This window comes from Catenulispora subtropica (assembly GCF_039531675.1).
GTDB classification, from domain to species: Bacteria; Actinomycetota; Actinomycetes; order Streptomycetales; family Catenulisporaceae; genus Catenulispora; species Catenulispora subtropica.
The window spans coordinates 90,384-107,254 of record NZ_BAAAQM010000014.1; the positions used below are offsets into that span (position 1 = coordinate 90,384).

Genomic DNA, 16,871 nt, shown 5'->3' on the forward strand with positions numbered 1-16,871 from the left:
GACATGTGGACGAACATCATCTCCGGCGTCACCATCGCCGCCTCGGCCTTGTCGGGCACTGCGACGCACGCGGCTCCGGCCGCGGCTCCCGTGACCTCCGCGGCCGGCGCGGCGGCCGCGCCGGACCTGTCGGGCATCGCTCCGCTCATCGACCGGACCGTCGGCGCGCAGCTGGCGAAGGACAGGATCCCGGGTGCGGCCGTCGTGGTCGTCTCCGGCGGGCAGACGGTCTTCTCCAAGGGATACGGCTTCTCGGACGTCGCCAAGAGGACCCTGGTGGACCCGGCCCGCACCGAGTTCTTCACCGGCTCCGTCGCGAAGGTCTTCACCGCGACAGCGGTCGCGCAGCTGATCCAGGAAGGCAAGCTCGATCCTGAGGCGCCGGTGAACACCTACCTGAAGGACTTCCAGATCCAGGACACCTTCCCGGGCAAGCCGGTGACCGTCGAGAACCTGCTGACCCACACCGGCGGGTTCGACGACGAGCCGCTCGGCGTCGCCGTCCGCGATCCGAAGGACGTGCCGCGGCTCGGCGCATACCTCGCCGGCCACCAGCCGTCGCGGGTGCGCCCGCCGGGCACGCTGACCGCGTACGACAACTACGGCGTCGCACTGGCCGGCCACCTCGTCGAGACGGTCTCCGGCGAGCCGTTCGCGCAGTACATGCAGGACCACCTCTTCGGTCCGCTGCAGATGGCGGACTCGACCTTCGCCCAGCCGCACCCTGCTGCGCTCGACGCGAACCTCGCGAAGGGCTACCGCCCCGAGGGCGGCGGCCAGACCGCCGAGGCCGGACAGTACGGTGCGTGGGCGCCGACCGGTGCCGGCACCGTCGCCACCGCGACCGACGTCGCCAAGTTCATGGCCGCGCAGCTGGCCGCCGACCCGCGCCTCGGCGCCGGCGTCGCCGACCTGGTGCAGAAGCAGCACTTCACGATGGACCCGCGCCTGCCCGGCATGGCCTACCTCTTCGAGGAGCGGCCGCGCGACGGCCAGCGGATCCTGTTCAAGGACGGCGACGTCCCCGGCTTCCACACGAACATGGCGCTGCTGCCGAAGCAGGGCCTCGGTATATACGTGGTCTACAACGGTGACGGGACCGGCGGCCGCGCCGCGTGGGACGGCAAGGACCTGATCAACCAGATCGTCGACAAGACCTTCACGGGCTCCGGCGCCGTCCCGGTCCGGGGCACGCCGGTCCCGGGCCCGAAGGCGGACGCGTACGCGGGGACCTACCGCAGCGACCGCGTCAGCCGCGGCGACGTCACCCGGGTCGCCGGGCTGGTCAGCGCGGTCACGGTCGAGGCGCACGGCGACGGCACGCTGACCACCGACGGCCTGTCCCAGAACCCCGACGCCGGCGAGCAGCGCTGGGAGCCGCTGGGCGACGGCGAGTTCCGCGAACGGGGCGGCCAGGACCGCCTGGTCTTCGACGGCCACGGCCACCTCGCGACCACCATCGACCCGACCATCGCCTACTACAAGCTGGACTGGTACGCCTCCCCCGCCCTGCACCTGCCGATGTTCTTCACCGGCGCCGGCATCCTTGCGCTCGCCTTCCTCGGCTTCCCGATCCTGGCGCTGGTACGCCGACTGCGCGGCCGCGAGGCCCAGCCCCGCTGGGCGGGCTACGCCCGGATCCTGGCCGCGGTCGCCGGCGGACTGGCCACCGTGTTCACCTTCGGGTTCCTGAGCATGACCGGCGACAGCAACGCGTTCAACGAGACCGTGATGCTGGGCTCGGGCCGGCTGACGACGCTGCTCGTGCTGAACACGCTGCTGGCGCTCAGCACGGTGGGGCTGATCGCCGGGACGGCCGCGGCCTGGAGGCTGGGCTGGTGGCGGCCGGCCGGGCGGATCGCGTACACGCTGACCACCCTGGGCGCCGTGGCCTTCCTCACCGTGGCCTCCGCCTACAACCTGGTGTGGCCCTGAGCCTGAAGATCGGCGGCTCGGGATCGGCGGCTCGGGACCGGGCTCCGGGACACGACGAATCGGGGGCCGGCCGGCCCGGAGCGGATCAGGCGTCGAGGACCGTGAGGTCCACGTCGGCCAGCCGCTCCGGGTCGGCCAGGATGTCGATCTCCTTGATCCGGCCGTCCACCACGGTGAAGCCCATGACCGCCATCGGCCTGCCGTCCACGATCGTGACCCGGCCCGGCGCTCCGTTGACGAGCGCGGGGCGCGCGTGCATCGCGAACCGCGCGAACATCAGCGCCTGGCGGGCCACCGCCTCGGCGCCGCGGACCAGTTTCAGGCCGGCCGGCAGGCTGCCGTAGTCGGCGCGCAGGACCACGTCCGGGTCGAGGACGGCGACCAGGGCCGCGAAGTCGCCGCCGCGCGAGGCCGCGGAGAAGGCCCGCACGACCTCGCGCTGCCGTCCCAGATCCGGATCCGGGACCGCGTCGGCGCCCTGCACGCGGCGGCGGGCCCGGCTGGCGAGCTGGCGGGCGGTCGCCGGGGACTTGCCGACGATGGTCGCGATGTCCTCGAAGGGGACGGCGAACATGTCGTGCAGGACGAAGGCCAGGCGCTCGGCCGGCTGCAGCGTCTCCAGCACCACCAGCAGCGCCAGGCCCACGGAGTCGGCGAGCAGCGCCTCGTGCTCGGGGTCCAGGCCGTCCTCCGGCGAGACGATCGGCTCGGGGATGTGGACGGACTCCAGCGAGTCCTCGCGGCCGCGGTTCTTCAACATGGTGAGGGCGACCCGGGCGACGACCGTGGTCAGCCAGCCGGTGAGGTTGTCGATGCCGTCGACGCGCTCGGAGTCCTGGCGGCTGAGGCGCAGCCACGACTCCTGGACGGCGTCGTCGGCCTCGGTGAGCGAGCCGAGCATCCGGAAGGCGACCGCGCGCAGGTGCCGCCGGTTCTCCTCGAAGCGGTCGGCGAGCCATGCGGTGTCGTTCATCGCGGTCCCCATTCCCCTGTGTGCCGGCGTGTCCGGCGCGTTCGGAGTCATGACCTCCGGGCGGCGGACTTTGTGACAGGAGCGGCGAGGGCTTCGGCCAGGGCGTCCGTGTCCGGCCCGAGTCCCGCTTCCTCGAAGGGGATCCAGCGGTGGTCGTCGACTTCTTCGAGCTGGAGCTCGACGGCGGCCGTCCCGGCGGTGCCGGCGAGGCGGAAGGCGTAACGGAAGTCGAAGTGCCAGTGTTCGGGCTCTGCCTTGGCGGGATTGGCGGGGATGCGGTGCACGTCGATCCCCAGGGGAAGCTCCGCGTCGCCGAGCGGCGTCACCTGGTCGGCGCCGAGGCCGGTCTCCTCGCGGAGTTCGCGGCGGGCGGCGTCGATCAGGGTGGCGTCGCCGGGCTCGGTGTGCCCGCCGGGGTTGAGCCAGCGTCCCAGGGCCTTGTGCGCGATCTGGAGCAGGCGGCCTTCGCCGTCGACGACGAAGGCGCCCACCGTGACGTGGCCGGGCAGGGTCCGGCGATCGGTCATGCGCTCGCCGTCGGCCAGCGCCTCGGTGAAGACCGCGAGGCGCTCGGCCTGGTCGGGGTGGACCGCCAGGTAGCCCGCGACGAGACGACGGATGTCCTGGTCCGAGACCGATGCGTTCATGGGGTCATGATCGCACCTCGTCCTGCGACCTCAGGCGGGACACCGGGGACAGCGCCAGCGGCACCAGCATCAGCAGCGAGGCGGCGGCGACGACGGCGAGCGCCTCGCGGGCCCCCACCGCGCCGGCCAGCAGCCCGCCGGCCAGACCGCCGAGCGAGCCGCCGCCGAACAGCAGGGTGCGGAAGGCCGCGGTCATGCGGCCCATCAGCGGCGCCGGCGTCGCGGCCTGCCGGATGCTGATCACGACGATGTTGGCGACACCCAGGCCCAGGTAGGAGAGGAAGAACGCGGCGACGAACACGCCGAGCTGCACCAGGCGCGGTCCGGCGGCCAGCGGGATGAGGGCGGGGCCGGCGAACATCGCGGCCATCGAGACCGCGTACACCAGGCCGAAGCGGTACCGGGCGATGACGCGGCGGGACAGCGAGGCGCCGAGCAGACCGCCGACCGAGGACATGGAGAAGACGAGGCCGATCTGCGCAGGGGACAGACCGCGGTCGCGGGAGGCGTAGACCAGGAACATGGTCCAGACCGAGACCAGGGAGAAGTTCGAGAACGGCGCCAGCAGGGCCAGCGGCCGCAGGACGCGGTGGCCGAAGACGAAGCGCAGGCCGTCGCGGACTTCGGCGGCGATGTTCCGGCGCCTCCCGTCTTCGGACGCCGGACGCCCGGGCTTCGCCTCGGGCGTGCGGATCCACAGCAGGGTGACGAGCGAGACCAGGTAGGAGCCGGCGTCGACGGCCAGCGCGGTCGGGGCGGTCAGCGCCCCGATCACGGCGCCCGCCACGCCGGGTCCGGCCACGTCGGCGGTCGAGGAGGTGACGCCGGTCTTCTGGTTCGCCTCCACGAACCGCTCCGGGTCGCGGACCACGGCCGGCACGAAGGACATCCAGCTGACGTCGAAGAGGACGGAGAAGACGCCGATGGCGGTGGCCAGGGCGAGCAGCAGGCCGAGGTTCAGGCGGTGGGTGGCCGACAGCAGCGGGATCAGGCCGATCAGGACCAGGCGGGCGCCGTTGGCCACCAGCATCACGCGGCGACGGCGCATGCGGTCCACGAGCGCGCCGAACAGCAGGGCCAGCAGCAGGTACGGGACCAGTTGCAGGAACCGGAGCAGGCCGACCTGGCCGGCGGTGGCGTGGAAGACGGTGACCGCGGTCAGCGGCAGGGCCAGGGCGGTGACCTGGGTGCCGAACAGAGAGATGGTCTCGCCGAGCCAGAACTTCAGGAAGTCGGCGTTGTGCCACAGGGAGGGCGGCGCGTCGCCGTCCCGGGTCCCGGACGGATGGGCGGTCTGGACGGCGGCAGACGTCACGGCCGAAGCCTTTCTAACGGATGGATGCGCTTGGATGCGTTAGATCATGGCCGAAGGCTTCTAATGGATGCAACCCTGGATTACCATTAGATCCATGCCGCCCTCCCCGACCTCCCCGACCTCCCCGACCGCCGCCCCCGCCGCCCCCCTGGCCCTGGATTACGCCAACACGCTGAGCGCCTCCCGCGGGCGGGCCAGCGACCACCTCGCCGCCTGGCTGGCCGACCACGGCGTGGAACCCGAACCACGCTTCGGCCCGCTGCGCGACGCGATCCGCACCCTGATCGCCGCGGCGGCCGACGAGGAGCCGTATCCCGCGCCGGCACTGGCGACGGTGAACGCGGCGTCGGCGTCCGCGCCTCAGTGGCTTGAGCTGACCGGCTCCGGTGAGGTCGTGGCGCACGCGTCGGCGTCGGAGACGGACCGGATGCTGGCCGACCTCGCACGCTCCGCGATCGCACTCCTGTCCGACGACCACCATGCGGGCCTGCGGGCATGCCAGGCGCCCGGCTGCGTACAGTTCTTCGTGCGGACGCACCACCGGCAGGAGTTCTGCGGCGCGGCCTGCGGCAACCGGGCCCGCGCGGCTCGCCACTACCAGCGCCGCAAGGAGCAAGAGGACCCCGCCGTACAGAAGGGGACGAACCGCCGCTAACGTGATCATCTCACCTGTTCGGCACAATTCCTCCCCATCGAAATGCGCTGGAGCGGTTTCCGCACCACGCTGGACGGAAGACCGGCCGGCACTGCCACGGGAGATGAGACCACCGCCATGAGCCGCCCCAAGATCCTCGTCGTCGGCAGCGGCTTCGCGGGCACCGAGTGCGCGCACAAGCTGGAGAAGAAACTCTCGATCGACGACGCCGAGATCCGGCTGGTGACGCCGGTCAACCACCAGCTGTATCTGCCGCTGCTGCCGCACGTCGCCTCCGGGGTGCTGACGCCGCAGGCGGTCGCGGTGTCGCTGCGGCGGATGCTGAAGCGCACCGTGATCATCCCCGGCGGCGCGATCGGCATCGACACCGAGACCCGCTCCGTGGTGATCCGCAAGATCGACGGCGAGGAGACCGTCGAGCGCTACGACTACCTGGTGCTCACCCCGGGCAGCGTGACCCGGCAGTTCAACATCCCCGGCGTGGACCGCCACGCGGTCGGCGTGAAGACCCTGGCCGAGGCGGCGTGGATCCGCGACCACGTGATCGCCCAGCTGGACCTGGCCGCGGTGGCGGACACCGCGGCCGAACGCGAGTCACGCCTGCAGTTCGTGGTGGTCGGCGGCGGCTACGCGGGCACCGAGACCGCGGCGTACCTGCAACGGCTCACCACCGAAGCGGTCAAGCGCTACCCGGCGCTCGACGGCAGGCTGGTGAAGTGGCACCTGGTCGACATAGCACCGAAGCTGATGCCGGAACTCGGCGACAAGCTGGGCCAGAAGGCCCTGAAGATCCTCCGCAAGCGCGGCCTGAACGTCTCCCTGGGCGTCTCGGTGGCCGAGTGCACCGAGGACAGCGTCACCCTCACCGACGGCCGCAAACTCCCCTGCCGCACCCTGATCTGGACCGCGGGCGTCGCCCCCAGCCCCCTGATCGCCACCATGGGCGCCCCCACCAACCGCGGCCGCCTGGTGGTCGACGCCGACCTCACCGTCCCCGGCCTGCCCGGCGTCTTCGCCTTCGGCGACGCGGCCGCCGTCCCGGACCTGCACAAGGGCGGCGACGCCGTCTGCCCGCCCACCGCCCAGCACGCGATGCGCCAGGGCTGGACCGCGGCGGAGAACGTGATGTCGGCGGTCCGCGGCTTCCCGCTGAAGGACTACCACCACAAGGACCTGGGCCTGGTCGTCGACCTCGGAGGGGTCAAGGCGGTGTCGAAGCCACTGGGGATCCCGCTGTCGGGGCTGCCCGCGCAGATCGTGGCGCGGGGATACCACCTGATGGCACTGCGGACGTTCAGCGCACGGTTCCGCACCGCGGCCGGGTGGATGCTGAACTCGCTGGTCGGGGACGAATTCGTGCGGACCGGTTTCCAGGCGGAGCGGGCGGCGTCGCTGAAGGACTTCGAGTACACGGATGTGTATCTGACGCGCGAGGAGATCCTCGAGCGGACGCGCGGGGTTTCGGGGGCCGGGGGCGAGGCGGTGGCGGCACCGGCGGCTTGATGGAGGCCGCCTGCCGGGCTCGAAGACGGACGCGCGCTCGACGCGCGCTCGTCGACCGGCGCGCTTCGGAACGGAGGCGGCGGGCGCCGAGGCCGAGTGACCCGGCGCCCGCCTCCATACTACCGCTCAGCGACCGCTCATCCCACCGCGATCCCGAACAGATGCTGCGACGTCGCGTTCGACGCCGCCAGGTTCGGCAGCGTCACCGACGCCAGCGTCTTGCCGCTCGGCAGCGCCACGCTGTACGCCCACACCGAGAACGAGCCGCTCACAGTCGTCGTGCTCCCGTTGTACGTCGACGTGTGCTGGTTCGCGTACGTCGCCTTCGCCACCAGGGTGTCGCCCGCCGCCGGCGTCGTGTCGTTCCAGTCCGACAGGGTCAGGGTGAACGGCTGCGACGTGCCGTCCGTGAAGTTCAGCGTGCCGGCCTCGTTCACGCCGTGGGTGGTGCTGAAGCCCAGGAAGCCCACCTTGGTGCCGGTGCCGGTGACCGCGATGGTCTGGCCCGAGGCGATGACGCTGTCGGTGGTGTCGAAGTCCTGCGGGTGCCACGGCCCGAAGTCCACGCCGGCGGCGGTGACATCAGACCCCTGCACGAGTCCGGCGTCGGCCAGCGCCGTGACGGAGAAGCTCTTGCCGCTCTGGGTGGCCGAGTTCAGGCTGCCGGCCCAGGCGTTGGCGTCGACGGTGACCGCGGTGTCGGTCAGGGAGGCCGCGAACGGCAGCGCGCTGCTGTCTCCGGCCCCGTTGTACGCGCCGCGGTTGGGGGGCGCGGTGGCGGAGACGGCGTTGCCGAAGAAGTCCTCGCCTCCGTTGTTCGCCACGACCACGCCGGTGCCGAGGTCCGGGGAGCCGGCGCGGAGCTTGATGGCCAGGGTGCCGGCGGCGTCGTTGGTCAGCAGGGGGTCGCCGGTGTGCGCGTGGGCGTCGCCGGAGGACGGTGCCGTGATGCCGCCGAAGTAGGTGTTGCCGTCGAACGTCGCCGAGGCGTCGGTGGCCCAGGAGGCCGTCGGTGCCACGAAGATGTTGTTCTGCCACACCACGTTGCCGCCGAGGGTGTCCGTCACCGGCTTGCCCGGGCAGTAGAAGGTGTTGTTGTAGATGTAGTGCACGCCGGTGCCGGTGCTGGAGTTGGTGAACCGGCAGTCGTCGCGGGAGATGTTGTAGCGCAGCACCACGTTGGTGGATGTCGCCGCGCCGCCGCAGCCGGACAGGCAGTCCAGGTAGAAGCCGCCCGCGTTGCCGTACGAGTAGTTGTACTGGTACGTGCACGTCCCGGTGTTGTTGATGTCGCAGTCCCACGCGGTGGCGTCGTTGACCACGCCGCGCTGCGCCCCGACGGTGTTGTACTGGAACGTCGGGTTCTTGCTGTGGTACGGCCACATCCCGGCGAAGTTCCCGGCCACGAACGGGTACGCGCCCAGGCCCAGGTCGACCGCCGTGTTGTACTCCACCAGCGGGGTGTCGCTGTCGTGGATCACGATGCCGTCGCCGCCGGCCTTGGTGATCGTGTTGTGCCCGATGTAGACGCCGGTCAGCATCGCCGAGGCCTCGCCCTCGATCTTGATGCCGCCGCCGCCGACGTCGTGCACGGTGTTGTTCGTGATCGAGACGCCGTTGAAGACCCCGGAGCCGGACGCGACGCGCACCGCGATGCCCGCCGAGTTCGAGAACCACCCGGCGTTGGTCCCGGTCTTGTCGCCCCAGCCGGCCACGTTCGCGACCTCGTTGCCGGTGATGGTGATCCCGGCCTGGTTCGCGGCGCCGGACGCCTCGACCAGGATCCCCTCGCGCTGGGCCCGCGTCGACGAGGTGTTCTGCACCTTCAAGCCGCTGATCGTCCAGTAGCTCTGGTCGACCAGGTGCACCGTGTACTCGCCGGAGCCGCCGCCCTCCAGCACCGGCTTGGCGCCCGAGCCGTAGGCGTTGACGGTGATCGGCGAGCCGGACGTCCCCGAGCCCTTGGGCGACAAGATGCCGTTGCACGTGGTCCCGGCCTTGAAGGACAACGTGTCCCCCGCCGCGAAGGTGTGCCCGCTCGGATCGCCGAGGCTGTTCCAGGGCGAGCTGGACGTCCCGGTGCCGTCACTCGCCGCGGAGCAGTCCACGTAATAGACCGTCCCGGCCGCGTGGGCAGCCGGGACGGTGACGGCCATCAGGCCGACCGTGCCGAGGGCCAGAGCCCCCAGCGCGGAGAGGGAAGAGCGTATGGGCGCTCTCAAAGTACGTACCTCCAGTGGGATGGTGGTGCGTGGATGGAAGAACTACTTCCCCGCTCCGAGGGTCAGGCCCTCGGTGATGCGCCGCCCCAGCCACGCGTACAGCGCCAGCATGGGGAGGACAGCGATGGAGACCCCGGCGAACATCACGCCGAAGTCCTGACCGGTGAACTGCTGCTGGGTCAGGAAGTTGACCAGCGCCAGCGGCAGTGTGAAGTTGTCGTTCGTCTGCAGGAACATCAGCGCCAGGAAGGTCTCGTTCCAGCACGAGATCGCCACCAGGATGAGCGCGGTCACCAGCCCGCCCTTGGCCAGCGGCAGCATGATCCGCCAGAAGGTCATCGCCGGGCCCACCCCGTCCAGCGCCGCGGCCTCCTCCAGCTCCCCCGGCAGGGTCGCGAAGAACGACATCAGCAGGTAGACGGTGAACGGCAGGTTCACCACGATGTAGAGGACGATCAGGCCCGCCAGGTTGTCGATCAGGTGCAGCCTGGCCATGATCGAGTACAGCGGCAGGACGATGATCTGCATCGGGATGCCCAGGCCCAGCACGAAATACAGGCTCACCCCGCCGGACACCCGGCCCTGGTTGCGGCCCAGCACGTAGGCCGCCGGCGAGGCGATCAGCACGGTCCCGCTCGCCGCCACCGCGACCACCAGCACCGAGTTCGCGAACGCCGGCCCGAACCCGCCGTCGTGCCAGGCCTGCGACCAGTTCGAGAACTTGAGCTCGGTGGGCAGCCGGAACGGGTGGTTCAGCACGTCGAAGCTCGACTTGAGCGAGCTGAGCAGCATGAACAGGAACGCGAACGCGCAGAACGCGACGAACAGCCAGATCAGGGCGGTCCCGGACAGGCGGGCCCAGGGGATCCGGCGGCGCCCGGCCGGCGGCGCGGCCGGGGTCTGCGGATCCTGCGCGGCCGCGGCGCGGGGGCCGGTGGTGGCGGTACTCATGGGGGTCCTCCCTGTCGCTTCCGTGGTGGCGGGTGTCTCAGAGCTCGAGCCGGTCGCGGCTGGTCGCACGGCGCAGCACGACGACCACCAGCACGACCGCCACCAGGGTCACCACGGCCCCGGCGCAGGCCCGGCCGAAGTCGTAGATGGGGCTGGTGCCGCCGATGGTCTCGCCGTAGACGTACAGCGCCGACGTCCACTGGTTGGTGGTGGGCAGGTTCCCCTGGGACCCGGAGAAGGCCAGGATGAACTCGAAGATCTTCACCGTGCCGATGGTCCACAGCACCGCGGCCGTCCCGATGACGTCCCAGGACATCGGCAGCGTCACGTGCCGGAAGCGCTGCCAGGCGTTGGTCCCGGCGAGCTTGGCCTCTTCGTAGTAGTACGGCGGGATCCGGTCCACGCCGGCCATCAGGATGGTCACGTAGTAACCGGTGTTGATCCACACGATGGCGACCAGGATCGCCTTGAACTGCCACTCCGGCTTCAGCCAGTCCACCGGCCCGACGCCCAGCGAGTGCAGCGCCTTGTTGGCCATCCCGTCGTGGCTGAGCAGGAAGCCCCAGAACGCGGCCAGCGCCACGCCGGAGACGATGTGCGGCAGGAAGATGAAACCCTGGACGAACTTGCGGCCCTTCATCTCGCGCAGCAGCAGCATGAACGCGAAGCTCAGGACGAACAGGAAGATCCCGCACCCGAACAGCAGCTTCAGGGTGTTGAAGAAGGCGTCCTTGAAAGCCGGATCGCGGGTCAGGTGCTCGTAGTTGAACGTGCCCTTCCAGCGCGGGTCCGAGAACCCGTCCCAGCTGGTGAAACTGGCGTAGAACGAGTACACGGTCGGCACCATGAACAGCACCGTGTACAGGATCAGCGCCGGGGCCAGGAACGGCCCGAAGACGCGCCGGCGGCGCCGGGCCAGGGGCGACCCGCTCTGCCCCTGGACCCGGCCCCGCCGGGCACCGAGCGTCGCGCTCGTCACGACGCGGACTTCCAATAGTCGATGGTGCCCTGCTTGCCGTTGGCGACGAACTTCGCGGCGTCGTCCTGGCCGGTGACCAGGCGGATCATCTCCGGGTTGAACATCTTGTTGGTCCAGTCCGCGTAGTCCACCGACAGGTGCGCCTGGTCGGCGTAGACGGTGCCGCCCAGCGCCTTGCTGATCGAGGCCAGCTGCGCCGGCGGGTCGATGTCGGCGCGCGGGGTCAGGTTCACGGCCTGGGTGGAGATCCCGGCCAGCTCTTCCTTCTTCATGAAGAAGGCGATGAACTTCTCGGCCGCGTCGGAGTGCGAGGCGGTCTTGGGGACCGCGAAGCCGAAGAAGTTGATGCCGGTGTCGGTGTTGCCCGCGTCCAGGGCCGGCAGCTGGATGCTGTCGAACTTGAAGCCCGGGGTGGTGTTCGGGGCGGCCTCCGAGGGCACCCAGGTGCCGGACAGGTAGAAGGCGGCCTTGCCCTTGGCGAAGTTGCCTTCCTCATCGATGCTCTTGGAGGACTCGTAGCCCTGGATGAAGTAGCCCTTGGTGCGCAGGTCCTGGACCTTCTGCGCGGCGGCGAGCACCTTCGGGTCGTCCCAGGCGGCCCCCGTCTTGTCGCCGGCCAGCTTCTTCAGGCCGTCGGTGCCCAGCGTGCGCTGCAGGGTCAGCAGCGTCCAGTACTTGTCGTCGCCGGGCAGCGCGACCGGGGCCATGCCCTGGGACTTCGCCTTGTCGAACAGGGCGATCAGGTCGTCCCAGGTCTTCGGCGGGTTGGCCGCCAGGTCGGGGAACTTGGAGGCGTCGAACCACAGGCCCTCGGAGGAGACCTCGTACGGCGCGATGAACGGCTTGCCGTTCTTGTCGTTCAGGAACGTCTTGTAGCTGGCCGGGATGACCTCGCCGACGGTCTTGTCCTCGCCGGTGACCTTGGTGGCGTACACGCCGGACAGGTCCGAGGTGGCGTCCTTGGCGACCAGGGCGCCGAGGGCGTTCACCGACTGGTCGACCAGGTCGGCGGCGGCGCCGGTCTTCAGGGTCGGCGTGAGCTTGGTGATCACGTCGCGGCCCTGCCACTGGATGTTCACCTTGATGCCGGTGGCGGCGGTGAAGTCGTCCGCGGCCTTCTTGATGACCTTGGCCTGCGGCTCGTTCTGCTGCCACATCGACCAGTACGTGAACTCCTTGCTGCCCTTGTCCGCGATGCCGGCCGGGGCGGCCGCCGCGGCGCCGGACGCCGAGGTCGAGGAGGAGGAGCCGGGCTTGCTGGCGCTGCCACAGGCGGACAGGCTCGCGGCGGAGACGGCGACCGCGGCGGCTATGACGCCCGCGCGGTAGACGTTCGTGCTGGTTCGCATATCGGGACTCGCTCTCTGGGGTTGTAGGCGGTGAGGGCGGAAGCAGGGGGTGGCTCAGGCGGGAAAGCGGTCGGTCTGGTCCGGCCGGATCCGGTCGGATCCGGTCTTCACACGGTCATCAAGCGTCATGGTCGCTCGGCATCGGAGTCTGTCAGGTCTCTGTCACGCTATGGAGGGCAGGGTCTCCGGCAGCACCCGCCCGAGCAGGTCCCGCCCCTCGGCCAGGCGCTGGAGCTCGTCCAGCACGAAGGCGCCCAGCCGCCGCAGCTCGCCGCCGATGGAGCCGGCGACGTGCGGGGTCAGGGTGAGGTTCGGCAGCTCGAACAGCTCCGAGCCGGCCGGCAGCGGGTCCGGGTCGGTCACGTCCACCACCGCGTACAGCCGCCCCGCGCGCAGCTCGTCGGCCAGGGCCCCGGTGTCGACGAGGGCGCCGCGCGCGGTGTTGATCAATGTAGCGCCGTCCCGCATCAGGCCCAGGCGGCGGCGGTCCATCTGGTGCCGGGTCTCGGCGGTGGACGGCGCGTGCAGGGTGACGACGTCGCTGGCGGCCACCAGGTCGTCGAGCTCGGCGGGTACGGCGCCCAGCTCACGGACCAGCGCCTCGGGCACGTAGGGGTCGTGGACCAGGACGGTCGCGTCCAGGACCCGGAGCAGCTCCACGACCCGGCGGCCGACGCGGGACAGGCCCACGACGCCGATCACCCGGCGGTGGTTGCCCACCGGGCCGAAGGCCTCCGACCAGTACTGCCAGTCGCGGCCGTCCCGCTCCGCGCGGAAGGCGCGCTCCATGGCGGGCAGCCGCTTGGCGGCCGCGATGACCATCGCCAGCGTGTACTCGGCGACCGGGATCGCGTTGTCCGCGACGGCCGAGGAGACCGCCAGGCCGCGGTCCCAGACGGCGTCCGTGACGTGGTGTTTGACGCTGCCGCCGGAGTGCAGGACCGCCCCGAGCCGCGGCATCCGGTCCAGCGCGGCGGCGTCCAGGGGCGGGCAGTCCCAGCCGGTGATCAGCACCTCGGCCCGCGCCAGCGCGCCGGCGGCGCGCGGGTCGGCGAAGTCCTGGACCACCAGCGCCGCGTCCTGGTCGGCGAGCGCGGCCAGGCGCGCCTCCGCGGCCGCGTCGAACAGATGCGGACGCAGCGCGGGCCTCATGGCCAGCACGACGACGGGACGGGACATGCTCGGGGACGCCTCTCTGATCGAACAACGGTGACCAGTGTCAGAAGGAGGTAACCGGAAGTCAATAGGTTCGATGAAAATCGATGAGAAACAAACAAAAACGTAACTACGGCTTGCGATGATCGCCGGGACGGCCGATGCTGTGAACGGTTCTGACTGATAGCTTTCGCTCACTGCGAGGGAGGTGGATCGTTGCTCGCCGCACGACGGCACGCGTTGATCCTGCGGCTGGCGCGCGAGCGCGGGTCCGTGCAGGTCGCCGAACTGGTCGGGATCCTCGGCGTCTCCGACGTGACGGTGCGCCGCGACCTGGACCAGCTGGCGCGCTCCGGCCAGCTGGAGAAGGTGCACGGCGGGGCGGTGCTGCCGCCGGGCGCCGAACCGGCCCCCACCGGACGCGGCGCGGACTCGGCCGAGGACGCCGAGCTGCCGGTCATCGGCGCGCTGATCCCCAAGTCCTCCTACTACTTCAACCGGGTCGTGGACGGGATGCGCCGCGTGCTGCGCGAGCGCGAGCCCGAGGGCCGGCTGCTGGTGGCCGTGTCGGACTACCAGTCCGGGCAGGACCTGTCGCTCGCGATGGGCCTGGTCGACTCCGGCGCGCAGGCGGTGCTGCTGGCCCCCGCCGACGAGGTGGAGTGGGCCGGGGCGCTGGGGGTGCCGGCGGTGCTGGTGGAGCGGCGCTCGCACGGCCCGTCGGCCTCGTCCACGTCCTGGGTGCGCACCGACCACGAGACCGGCGCCGGCCTGGCCGTCCGGCACCTGCACGAACTCGGGCACCGGCGGATCGCGGTGTTCGCCCGCGGCGAGACCCCGACCTCGCGCAGCGTGCTGGCCGGCTTCGAGCAGGCCGCCGACGCGCTGGCGCTGACCGGCTGCCCGCGGATCGTCGGCACCGACCTGCCCGGCTGGCCGACCTGGGGCCCGGAGCAGATCGACGAGCTGGCCGACCGGCTGCGCGCGGCCGAGTCGACGGCCCTGCTGGTGCACTCCGACGAGGACGCGCTGGCCCTGCTGCAGAACGGTTTCGCGACCCGCTTCGCGGTGCCGCGCGAGATGTCGGTCGTGGCCTACGACGACGAGTTCTCGGCCCTCACCCGCCCGGCGCTGACGGCGGTGTCCCCGCCGAAGGAGGCGGTCGGCGAGATCGCCGTCCGGACGCTGCTGGACCTGGTGCGCGATCCGGCGGCGCCGGCGCGGCACGTGGACGTGTCGCCGCGGCTGATCGTGCGGGAGTCGACGGGGGTCGCGCGGACGCTGTAGGCGTGTACGGCGCGGGCGGCCGCGGTTATCGTCGAAGTGTGCTGACACTCGGGGAACAGCTCATTCTGATCGCGTTGGACCCGCGCAAGGGGACGATCCGGGGATCGCAGGTGCTGCGCTACGGGCTCGGCGCCGCGACGCTCGCCGAACTTCTGAACTCGGGACTGATCACGCTGCGGCGACCGGACGGCCGGTGGGGCGTCACGGCGGTCGCGGGAGTCGAGGAGACGGAATCGCCGCACGAAGTGCTGGCGGACACCTGGAGCCGGGTGAAGGCCTGGCCGGAGGACCGCGAAAGCCATCCCGACGGCTGGGTCCGGAACGGGGCCGGGCCGTCGTTGGACTCCTACCTCGAGGCGCTCAGAAGCCGGGGCGTCATCGACTGGGACGAGCCGAAGGAGGCGAAGGAGCCGAAGGCCCGCCATGGGCGGTTCCGGCTGCTGGACCCGGCGGCGGCCGCGGCGGCCCGGGCGCGCGTGGACCGGGTGGTGCGGAGCGGGGCCGCGCCGGACGCACCGGACGCGCGGGATCGGGACCTGGCCGGGATCGCCGGGATGCTCGGCTACGGAAAGGTGCTGTACCCCGGCCTGCTCGGCCGGCCGAAGCGCACAGCCCTGGCCCGGGCGATCGAGAAGCAGCGCTTCGCGGCGATGCTGGCCCGGGCACTGCCCTCGGTGCCCGAGCTCAAGTTCACCTTCAACTCCTCACGCGACCTGGCCATGGCCCGCGCGATGGTCGCGGCTGTGAACTTCGACAGCCACCACTCCGGCGGTGGCCACGACGGCGGTATGGCCGGCGGCCATGGCGGCCATGGCGGCCACCACTAGTGTCCTGCACCGGAAATCCGGTGCCCGACGGCTGAGGCGAGCTTGTGGTGTGAAGGAGATGGAAATCGGCTTCAGGGTCGGGCCTGGCAAGTCGGATGAACTGCCTCGACCTGGTTGGTCGTGGCTGTTCAGCTTGGCCGCGCAGCGGTCAAGGCACCGGCGCCGCCAGGGTCGTTCCTGGAGTCGATCTCCGCAGCGGTTTTCCGGCGCAGAACACTAGTCGCCGATGTCCCCCACCGGCCAGACGTCCGCCGCGCGCCAGCCCTCGTCGGCCCGGTAGCGCCGCAGGATCCGGGCCGGCACGCCGCCGATCAGGCAGTGGTCCGGGAACGAGCCGCGCACCACGGCGCCGGCGGCCACCGCGACGTTCCGGCCGAGCGTCGTGCCGGGCAGGATCACCGAGCCGACGCCGAGCCAGCAGCCGTCGCCGATGGTCACGGCCTTGTCCTCGGCCTCCTGGCGGCCGATCGGGATGTCGAGGGCGGTGTAGCCGTGGTTCTGGTCGGTGACGTAGACGTAGGGGCCGAAGAACACGTCGTCGCCTATGTCGACACGGAGGTGGGCGACGATGTGGCTGCCCCGGCCGATGGAGCAGCCGCGGCCGATGCGGATCACGACGTCCTCGCCGAAGTCCTCGCCAGGCCAGCCCACGGCCAGGCTCACGCCCTCGCCGACCAGCGTGCCCTCCCCGATGGCCATGTACTGCTCGTTGTACAGCGCGCCGAGCGGGAAGGAGAGCGCGGCGCCGGGGCCCAGGTGGGCGAAGCGGTAGCGTCCGGGATCGGCGGCGGTGATGCGGCCGCGCACACGGGCCCAGTCCCACACGCCGCGGATCGCTGCGGCGGTGAGGCGGTCGAGCCAGCGGGGATGGCGGGGCACGGGCGAGGTCGCTTTCGCATGATCGCGGTGGGGTCGGCTCAGCATACGGCCGTGTCGGGCCCGGCGCGTGCGGGGGCCCGGCGCCAGGTCGGACCGGCCGCCCCGCACCGTCCTCGCCGGGGGCCCCGGGATCCCCTCCGTGACGCCTCGGCGACGGTCCGGCGCAGGACGAGCGCCGCGCGGTAGGGTGTCCC

At 71.3% G+C, this 16,871-nt stretch carries 14 protein-coding genes; 5 read left to right on the forward strand and 9 right to left on the reverse strand.

Annotation, left to right across the window (positions count from 1 at the left end):
- Nucleotides 1–3 precede the first annotated feature (3 nt).
- Nucleotides 4–1,935 (forward strand): serine hydrolase domain-containing protein, encoded by a 1,932-nt coding sequence (locus ABD466_RS14545; protein WP_344657553.1) that lies wholly within the window; start codon nt 4–6, stop codon nt 1,933–1,935.
- A gap of 85 nt (nt 1,936–2,020) precedes the next feature.
- On the opposite strand, the gene ABD466_RS14550 is transcribed toward ABD466_RS14545, so the two are convergent.
- The 3 genes from ABD466_RS14550 to ABD466_RS14560 are packed head-to-tail and all read right to left on the reverse strand — an operon-like array spanning nt 2,021 to nt 4,870.
- Nucleotides 2,021–2,908, reverse strand: coding sequence for a sigma-70 family RNA polymerase sigma factor (locus ABD466_RS14550; RefSeq protein ID WP_344657554.1), 888 nt, complete (start codon nt 2,906–2,908; stop codon nt 2,021–2,023).
- 47 nt (nt 2,909–2,955) lie between these two features.
- Nucleotides 2,956–3,555, reverse strand: a complete 600-nt coding sequence (locus ABD466_RS14555) for an NUDIX hydrolase (RefSeq protein ID WP_344657555.1) — start codon at nt 3,553–3,555, stop codon at nt 2,956–2,958.
- Nucleotides 3,556–3,559: 4 nt separating this feature from the next.
- Entirely contained in the window at nt 3,560–4,870 is a 1,311-nt protein-coding gene (locus ABD466_RS14560; RefSeq protein WP_344657556.1) for an MFS transporter, read from the reverse strand.
- Between the two features lie 94 nt (nt 4,871–4,964).
- On the opposite strand from ABD466_RS14560, the gene ABD466_RS14565 reads away from it, so the two are divergent.
- Complete coding sequence (locus ABD466_RS14565; RefSeq protein WP_344657557.1) at nt 4,965–5,525, forward strand: CGNR zinc finger domain-containing protein; 561 nt, start codon at nt 4,965–4,967, stop codon at nt 5,523–5,525.
- 117 nt (nt 5,526–5,642) lie between these two features.
- Entirely contained in the window at nt 5,643–7,028 is a 1,386-nt protein-coding gene (locus tag ABD466_RS14570; RefSeq protein ID WP_344657558.1) for an NAD(P)/FAD-dependent oxidoreductase, read from the forward strand.
- 137 nt (nt 7,029–7,165) lie between these two features.
- On the opposite strand, the gene ABD466_RS14575 is transcribed toward ABD466_RS14570, so the two are convergent.
- The 5 genes from ABD466_RS14575 to ABD466_RS14595 all read right to left on the reverse strand — a co-directional run bounded on the left by ABD466_RS14575 (nt 7,166) and on the right by ABD466_RS14595 (nt 13,708).
- Entirely contained in the window at nt 7,166–9,250 is a 2,085-nt protein-coding gene (locus tag ABD466_RS14575; RefSeq protein WP_344657559.1) for a right-handed parallel beta-helix repeat-containing protein, read from the reverse strand.
- Between the two features lie 42 nt (nt 9,251–9,292).
- Nucleotides 9,293–10,201, reverse strand: coding sequence for a carbohydrate ABC transporter permease (locus ABD466_RS14580; protein ID WP_344657560.1), 909 nt, complete (start codon nt 10,199–10,201; stop codon nt 9,293–9,295).
- A gap of 37 nt (nt 10,202–10,238) precedes the next feature.
- The gene (locus ABD466_RS14585) at nt 10,239–11,195 is read right to left on the reverse strand and encodes a carbohydrate ABC transporter permease (RefSeq protein WP_344657561.1); all 957 of its coding nucleotides are present in this window, start codon (nt 11,193–11,195) and stop codon (nt 10,239–10,241) included.
- A complete protein-coding gene (locus ABD466_RS14590; RefSeq protein ID WP_344657562.1) occupies nt 11,177–12,529 on the reverse strand; it encodes an ABC transporter substrate-binding protein in 1,353 nt (450 codons plus the stop codon). Before ABD466_RS14590 ends, ABD466_RS14585 begins: the two co-directional genes overlap by 19 nt.
- A 162-nt stretch (nt 12,530–12,691) precedes the next feature.
- Nucleotides 12,692–13,708: a hydroxyacid dehydrogenase gene (locus ABD466_RS14595; protein ID WP_344657563.1), complete on the reverse strand. Its 1,017-nt coding sequence runs from the start codon at nt 13,706–13,708 to the stop codon at nt 12,692–12,694.
- 192 nt (nt 13,709–13,900) lie between these two features.
- On the opposite strand from ABD466_RS14595, the gene ABD466_RS14600 reads away from it, so the two are divergent.
- Both ABD466_RS14600 and ABD466_RS14605 read left to right on the forward strand, forming a co-directional pair.
- Entirely contained in the window at nt 13,901–14,971 is a 1,071-nt protein-coding gene (locus tag ABD466_RS14600; RefSeq protein WP_344657564.1) for a substrate-binding domain-containing protein, read from the forward strand.
- Nucleotides 14,972–15,009: 38 nt separating this feature from the next.
- Complete coding sequence (locus ABD466_RS14605; protein WP_344657565.1) at nt 15,010–15,798, forward strand: GOLPH3/VPS74 family protein; 789 nt, start codon at nt 15,010–15,012, stop codon at nt 15,796–15,798.
- Between the two features lie 216 nt (nt 15,799–16,014).
- Here ABD466_RS14605 and ABD466_RS14610 read toward each other — a convergent pair whose 3' ends face one another.
- Nucleotides 16,015–16,677, reverse strand: coding sequence for an acyltransferase (locus tag ABD466_RS14610; RefSeq protein WP_344657566.1), 663 nt, complete (start codon nt 16,675–16,677; stop codon nt 16,015–16,017).
- Nucleotides 16,678–16,871 lie beyond the last annotated feature (194 nt).

Excerpts from the sequence above, each read along its gene's own strand:
- ABD466_RS14545 (WP_344657553.1), top strand. The coding sequence starts at position 4 with ATGTGGACGAACATCATCTCCGGCGTCACCATCGCCGCCTCGGCCTTG.
- ABD466_RS14550 (WP_344657554.1), bottom strand. The coding sequence starts at position 2,908 with ATGAACGACACCGCATGGCTCGCCGACCGCTTCGAGGAGAACCGGCGG.
- ABD466_RS14555 (WP_344657555.1), bottom strand. The coding sequence starts at position 3,555 with ATGAACGCATCGGTCTCGGACCAGGACATCCGTCGTCTCGTCGCGGGC.
- ABD466_RS14565 (WP_344657557.1), top strand. The coding sequence starts at position 4,965 with ATGCCGCCCTCCCCGACCTCCCCGACCTCCCCGACCGCCGCCCCCGCC.
- ABD466_RS14570 (WP_344657558.1), top strand. The coding sequence starts at position 5,643 with ATGAGCCGCCCCAAGATCCTCGTCGTCGGCAGCGGCTTCGCGGGCACC.
- ABD466_RS14580 (WP_344657560.1), bottom strand. The coding sequence starts at position 10,201 with ATGAGTACCGCCACCACCGGCCCCCGCGCCGCGGCCGCGCAGGATCCG.
- ABD466_RS14590 (WP_344657562.1), bottom strand. The coding sequence starts at position 12,529 with ATGCGAACCAGCACGAACGTCTACCGCGCGGGCGTCATAGCCGCCGCG.
- ABD466_RS14595 (WP_344657563.1), bottom strand. The coding sequence starts at position 13,708 with ATGTCCCGTCCCGTCGTCGTGCTGGCCATGAGGCCCGCGCTGCGTCCG.